The organism is Actinomadura sp. (genome assembly GCF_044508335.1).
In the GTDB taxonomy this organism is placed as follows: domain Bacteria; phylum Actinomycetota; class Actinomycetes; order Streptosporangiales; family Streptosporangiaceae; genus Spirillospora.
On record NZ_JBIQHY010000021.1, the window covers coordinates 14,854 to 21,579 of the forward strand.

1 protein-coding gene is annotated in these 6,726 nt (G+C 74.1%); it reads right to left on the bottom strand.

Features of this window, described 5'->3' with window-relative positions; translation table 11 throughout:
- Positions 1-6,006, bottom strand: a 6,006-nt coding sequence (locus ACIWVC_RS10800; RefSeq protein WP_396454084.1) for an ADP-ribosyltransferase, incomplete at its 3' end; no start/stop codon positions are given.
- Between the last annotated feature and the right edge of the window lie 720 nt (positions 6,007-6,726).

Below are 6,726 nucleotides of genomic sequence, written 5' to 3' on the forward strand. Positions count from 1 at the left end.
GCCGTCCGGGCGGGGCTCGCCGTCCGGGCGGGGCTCGCCGGCCGCTGGTTCCGGGCGGGACGCGGCGCCGTCCGGGGGAGTCGGGTCCGCCGAGCGGGCCATCGGCTCGGGAGGCTCGCCCGCCGACCGGGACGCCGGTTCCGCCCAGCCGAACGGGCGCGCCGGGCCCTTCGGAGAGCCGTCCGGATTGACGGGCGTCGCGGCCGATGTGCCGAGGTGGTTCGGCGGGAGGTTGTAGAACGTCCGGTAGTGGACGGTCGTGGTCGGCGGGACGGTATTGAAATTCGTCTGCGCCCAGCGTGCGTGGATCACCTGCGGGGTGTACGCGAGCCCGCCCGTGTCGTTGTGGTTCGGTTCCGCGAAGAACTCGAACCGGTCGACGAAAATGTTGTTCTCATCGTCCTTGTGGAGCTTTGCCAGTTGCTCCTCAAGGCCGTACCAGCTTTCCGGACGGGTGACCTGATGGGCGTTCTTGCCCTGGTTCTCGACATTCCACTGCGGGAAGTAATTGATCCGCTCCCGCGGGCCGTCCCCCTGGTGTCCGAAAATGTGGCCGCCATTGAACCGGGGACCGGAATACTCGTCGTTCCCCATGCGCCCGACGTGTGTCTGCACTCCGTAACGGCTTCTGCCGCCCGCGTCGTAGTCGGGGCGTCCGGTGGCCATGTCCGCCTGGCCGTTGGCGTCGGTGTGGAAGAGGAACGTCCCGGGCTCGACCCGGTAGGCCGGCGATGGGGTGCCGCTCGGGTCGTCGGCATCGGGAAGCCCGTCCTCGCCGGGGTCCCTCTGCTCACCGAGGTCGCCGCGGCGGACGGCGTCGACCGGATCGAAGTCCGCGGGGTCCAGGTTCTGGAAGCGCTCGCGCGGCTCCACCATGTAGTTGACGTTGGGGAGCGGGACCCCGTCGTCCTGGTGGGTGAGCAGGCCGAGTTCGCCGTTGTAGTTGGCGACGCCGTCCTGGTCGCCGTACCACGTGCGGACGTGGGTGATGTTGCCGTCGCCGTCCGTCCAGAAGATGCCGTGCAGGTTGCCGTCGTTGTCGTAGACGGCGATCCGCGAGTCCGGCTCCAGCGGCTGCCGCGCGCTGAACGGCTCGCCCGCGGGATCGAACCCGCGCTCGGTCACGTCGTTCAGCGGTTCGCCGTCGGCCGTGCGGGTCGGCGGGTCGAACGGCGCGGCGGCCGGCGACTGTCCGCCGTCCTCGCCCGTGAAGACGTGCGGATCCCCCCGGCCGAAGTCGATCTGATGGACGACGCCCGGCCTCGGCTGGGTCAGGTCGATGTTCTCGTTCGGGTTCCGCAGCGCCGCCGGCTCGCCCTCGGCCTGCGGGTTGGTGACGTGGGTGACCTGGCCGTCGGCGTTCGTGTAGACGATCGACCGGACGATCTGCTGCCCGTTCTCGTCCAGGACGGGGTGCCCGTCCTCGTCCAGCGCCAGGATGCGGTGGCGGCCCTCCTGCGGCGGATAGTCGAGGTCCGCGGCGTGCTCACCTGGCCGCAGGTGGTGGTTCTGGGTGGCGGCTCTGTCGACCTGCGGCGGGTTCCACGGGTGCTGTGCCGGCGAGCCGCGGGTCTCGTCGCCGTCGCCCGGGCGCACCGCGGCCGACTGGGCGTCCGACACCGGATGACCCGGGGCGTACCCGTCGCGCCCGGCGGGGGTGGTGGAGCCGTCCGGCCGGTGGGTCTGCCATCCGCCGTTCGGCGGGAGGTCGGGACGCGTCCGGCCGTCCTCGCCGGGACGCCCGGACGAGGCGTAGACGTTGCCGTCGGAGTCCGACCAGGCGAGCCCGCGCGGGGCCGTGACGGGGACGCCGAGCCGCTGCGCGAGCTGCGCGGCGAACTGGCCGTCGCCCGTCTCGCAGGACAGCAGCATGACCTCGCGGCCGTTCCAGTTCGGGTCGTTGCGGATCAGGTCGGCGACGTCGTCGACGCTGAGCCGGCGGTTCCCGACCCGCATCCCGTCGGCGTCGCCGTGACCGTCGACGATGAACCGGTCGGGATCGGCGGGCACCCGCCCGGCGAGGTCCCGCATGGCGCTTTCGCCGGGCCCGTAGAAGGCGCGCCCTCCGGGGGTCTCGTGGCTGCCCCGGTAGACATCGTGCAGATGATCGGGAAGCCCGTCGGGCGGGGTCTCCCCGGCGTCTCCGTCATGGGCCTCCCCGTCCTCGTCGCGGGGATGGCCGTCGTCGGAGCGCGGGGCCGCATCGTCCCCGCGCGCGGCGGCGTCCTCACCGCGCCCAGCGGGCTCGCCGCCTTCGCCGGCACGATGTGCGGCGGGTTCCCCAGCGCCACGCGCGGCGGGTTCGGCGCTGCCGTGTGCGCCAGGTTCGCCAGGGCCGTGCGTGCCCGGTTCCCCAGCGCTGCGTGCCGCAGGTTCGCCAGCGCCGCGTGTGCCGGGTTCGCTGGTGCTGCGTGTGCCCGGTTCCCCCGCGCTGCGTGCGGCGGGTTCGCTGGTGCTGTGTGCGGCGGGTTCGCCGGTGGTACGGGTGCCGGGTTCGCCGGTGCTGCGTGCGGCGGGCGCGCCGCTGCTGTGTGCGGCCGGTTCCCCTGGAACGGGTGTGGCGGGTTCGCCGGTGCCGCGCGCAGGCGGTTCAGCAGTCTCGCCGGTGGTGCGTGCCGCGGGGCCGTCGCTGCCGGGACGGGGTGGCGTGGCGCCGCCGTCGGACGTCCCGGGGGACGGGGTGGAGCCCGGGTCGGCGGGCGGTGTGGAGCGGAAGCGGGGTGCGGGCCCAGGGTCGGACGTGCCGGGACCTGCCGGGCCGGAGTGCGGCGGCGGGCCCGCGTGCGGGGAGGGGCCGGGGTTCGGCGGCGGCCCGGCGTACGCCGGATTGCCGGTGCCGGGGTGCGGAGCGGTCGCGCCGCCCGCGTTGAGCGGCCCCGGGTCCGGGGCGCCCGGAGGGATCACGGTGGCGCGGATCTCGACGATCGGATTGCCGTTGAGGTCGCGGGCGTTGGTGTCGACGCTCGTGATCTGGTAGCGGGTGCCGCGCGGGAGCACGAGTTCGCGCTGGTCCGGATAGGCGCTGTTGCCGCCCATCCACACGCCGTGCGACCCCTCCGGCAGGTCCATGTGGATCCGGTAGCTGAACGGGCGGTTGTCGACCACGGCGGGCTCGCGCCCGAGCGACGTCGACATGTACGCCGGCTCCGTCTGGATCGACCCGACGAGCAGTTGCGCGTCGCCGCCGCCGAGCGGCGTGCCGTCGGGGAGGCGCATGAAGCTCACGTCGTGGAGGCCGCGCTCGGTCTGCACCGGCTCCGGCAGGCGTTGGTTCAACGCCTGGTCGAGTTCGCCGATGCGCCTGTTGAAGGCGTCCACGGTGGGGGGCTCGCCGAAGTAGTCGTGCAGGAACGACCAGTAGCGCGCGTTGTCGCCGATCTGCCGGAGCCGGTCGCCCGGCTCGTCCGCCGACAGCACGTGGTCGACCAGGGCGCGCTGCTCGGGCGTCAGGTTCGGGTTGGCCGCCCACTGGTTCAGGGTGTCGAGCGTCGGCATGGACCGGCCGCCGTTCATGTTGGCCAGCGCCCATGCCGTGTTGTGCTCGCCCTGCATGTGGTTCAGGAAGCCCGGCAGGTCGGCGCCGGGCCGCAGGAACGCGTTCGGCATCGACTGGACGGTGTACTGGACCAGCGCGTTCTGCAGGTGCGGCGGCAGGTTCTGGAACTGGTGCCCGAGGCGGTTGTCGCCGTACCACTGGCCTTCGTCGTCGCTGGTGAAGCGGCGCACCGGGTCGGGCGCCACCTCGCTGCCGTCCCTGTCGTGGACCGTCCAGCCCGTCGACTCGGGGTTGCCGTGCGCGTTGAGGTCGACGGCCCCCCGCGGGGCCGTGACGCGGACCCCGAGCTCCTGGGCGAGATCGGCCGCGAACCGCCCGTCGCCGCTGTTGTTGGCCAGCAGCAGGACGTCGCGCCCGTTCCAGTTGGGGTCGCTGCGGACGATCGCCGCGAGGTCCGCCGCGCTCATCGGCCGGTCCCCGACGATCACCCCGTCGCGGTTGCCGTGCGCGTCGAGGACGAACCTGCCCGCGGGGTCGGGCGGCACCATCCCCGCCGTGCCCCGCATGTGCGGCTCGTCCGGCCCGTAAAGGGCCCGGCCCGCCGGGGTCTCGGCGCTGTTGTGCCAGGCGTCGTGCAGGCGTTCCGGCAGACCCTCCGGCGGGTCCTGCCGCGGCTGCCCGCCTGAGTCATCGTGCGGCTGCCCGTCCCGCGCCCGCGGCCGCCCGTCGTCGTCCGTGCGCGGGCGTCCGTCGTCCGCGCGGGGCCGGTCTTCGCCGTCAGTACGCGGTCGTCCCTCGTCGTCCGTGCGCGGACGACCGTCCTCGGCGCGCGGCTGGTCGCTGTCGGTCCGGGGGCGTCCGTCTTCGCCGAGCGGCCGGTCGTTGTCGCTGCGGGGTCGTCCGTCGTCCGCGCGGGGTTGGCCCTCGTCGGTTCGCGGTTGCGCTTCGTTGTCGGTGCGCGGGCGTCCGTCGTCTGCGCGCGGCTGGTCGCTGTCGGTGCGGGGGCGTCCGTCCTCGCCGAGCGGTTGCTCGTTGTCCGTGCGTGGACGTCCCTCGTCGGCGCGCGGTTGGTCGTTGTCGGCGCGGGGTTGGCTCTCGTCCGTTCGGGGTTGTGCTTCGTTGTCGGTGAGCGGACGACCGTCGTCGGCGCGCGGTTGGTCGCTGTCGGTGCGGGGGCGTCCGTCCTCGCCGAGCGGTGGGGCGTCGTCGGTGCGTGGCCGGCCGTCACTCGGCTGAGAGGTGTCCGAGCCCGGCCCGCTCTCCTTCGGGTGGGGCTGGCCCTGGGAGCCGCCGTCCGGAGAGGTGGAGCCGTCCGGGGTCTGGGACGAGGACGGGGTGGAGCTCCCGCCGGCGTTGTTCGAGGTGTTCGGCGCCGGGGTGTTGTTGCCGTTGGCGCCGAGGTGGCGGTCCATGACCTGGCCGATGGCCTGCGCCAGCGGACGGGGGTTCTCGGCGAGGCGGTACTCGGTGAACGCCTCCGCCATCATCTCGTGGGGGTCGCCGGACCCGTAGCCGGACAGGGCGTTCTCCACCCGTGTCTGCGTGGCGGCGTCGTGCGGCTGGGTCGCGTCGTACGGGACGCCGAGCGCGTTGGACACCGCCTGGTTGAGGTCGGCGAGCATGTGCGGGTTGTTGAGGAGCTGCTCGCCGAGGTGGTGTCCGAACTCGTGGGTGAAGACGCCCTCGGTGGAGCCGCCGCCGGGCACGGTGAAGCCGGTCGCCTCTTCATCGGCGCCGTCCTCGGCCCGCAGCGCGTTGTCGGCGAACGCCTCGTCGTTGAGGTAGATGCCGGGGCTGCTGGACTCGGGGGTCGCGTAGGCGAGGACGTCGTCGTTGCCCGGCCCGAGCGACTGGTTGAAGTCCTCGGAGCCGATGTGGGTGAGCCCCCGCATCGTGCTCGGGTAGTCCGCCGCGAGCTGCTGGATGGCGTTGTTGACCTCGTGCGCCGCGGCGGGGTCGATCGGGCTGGACGTGAAGTCCACGGTGGGCGCGTCGTCGCCGAACTGGGCGAGGATGTCCCGCGCCTGCTGCTCCGCGTCCGCGAGCTGCTGAGCCTCGTCCGCCGACCCGTCCCCGGGGGACGTGCCGTCGTCGGCAGCCGTGCCGTCGTCGGGTGCGCCGCCGTCGGCCGCCTCCTTCTTGTGCGGCGCGTCCCCGTCCGGCTGCGCCGCGTCGGCGGGCGGCGACTGCTCGTTGCGGACGACTCCGTCGCCGTCCACGTTCTCGACCGGGGACGGCTGCGGCTGCGAGCCGGGGTCGGCGGGCTCGTACGGCTTCGCCTCCTGCTTGGGGCGCGGAGACTCCAGCTTCTGGCCGCCGTCCGCAGAACGTTCCGGACGGGACGACGACGGGGAACTGGGCGTCCGCTCCGGGCCTCCGCCGGAGGGGCCGCCGGAGACACCGCCCGGGGAGGCGGTCCCCGCCGGCCCGCCGAAGGCGCCCATGGGCATCGGCATGGGCGCGATGAAGCCCGCCGGCTGCCCGCCGGAGCCGTCCTCGGGCCGCGCCATGGCGTCCTGAGCCTCGTTGGACCCGTCGGAGCCGCGCGGCTCCGAGTCGGAGGCGGTGCTCGTGCCCCTCGCGCCGGGAGCCGGCGTCTCGCCTACACCGGGCGTGGACCCGCCAGGCGTGGACCCGTCCGACGCGGACCCGCCGTCAGGCGTGGACCCACCGGACGTGGAGCCGTCGCCGGGCGTGCCTCCACCGGCCGGTGCGGTGGCGCCGTCGCCGGGCGTGGCTCCGCTGGGACGCGTGGTCCCGTCGCCGGGCGTCGCGCCGTCGGGTGACGTGCTCCCATTGGAGGGCGTGGTCCCGCCGGCCGGGGGCGTGGCGGTGGCCGAGGCGGTTCCATCGCCGGGTGCGGTTTCGGGGCGAGGTGCGGTTCCGTCGCGGGGCGCGGTCCTGTCGCCGAGAGTGGTGCCGCTCGCCGTCCCGCCGGACGTTGAGCCGGCGGGAGGTGTCGTGTAGGTGCCGCCTGGTGTGGAGCCGTTGCCGCCGGGCGTGGTGGAAGCGCTCGTCTCGCCACCGGGAGTCGGTGACGGGGTGCTGCTGTGCGGTGCCGTCTCTCCGTGCGGTGTCTCGGGAGAGGTGGAACCGGGCCTGCTCTCCCCGGGAGCCGGCGTGCTGTCGCCGGGGGTGGGGGAGGCGGGGTGCTCTGACGGGGCGCCGTCGGACGCGCCGTCGTGCGTGGTGGACGGGTCGGTGTGCGTCGTGGAGGGGCCGTCGTGCGT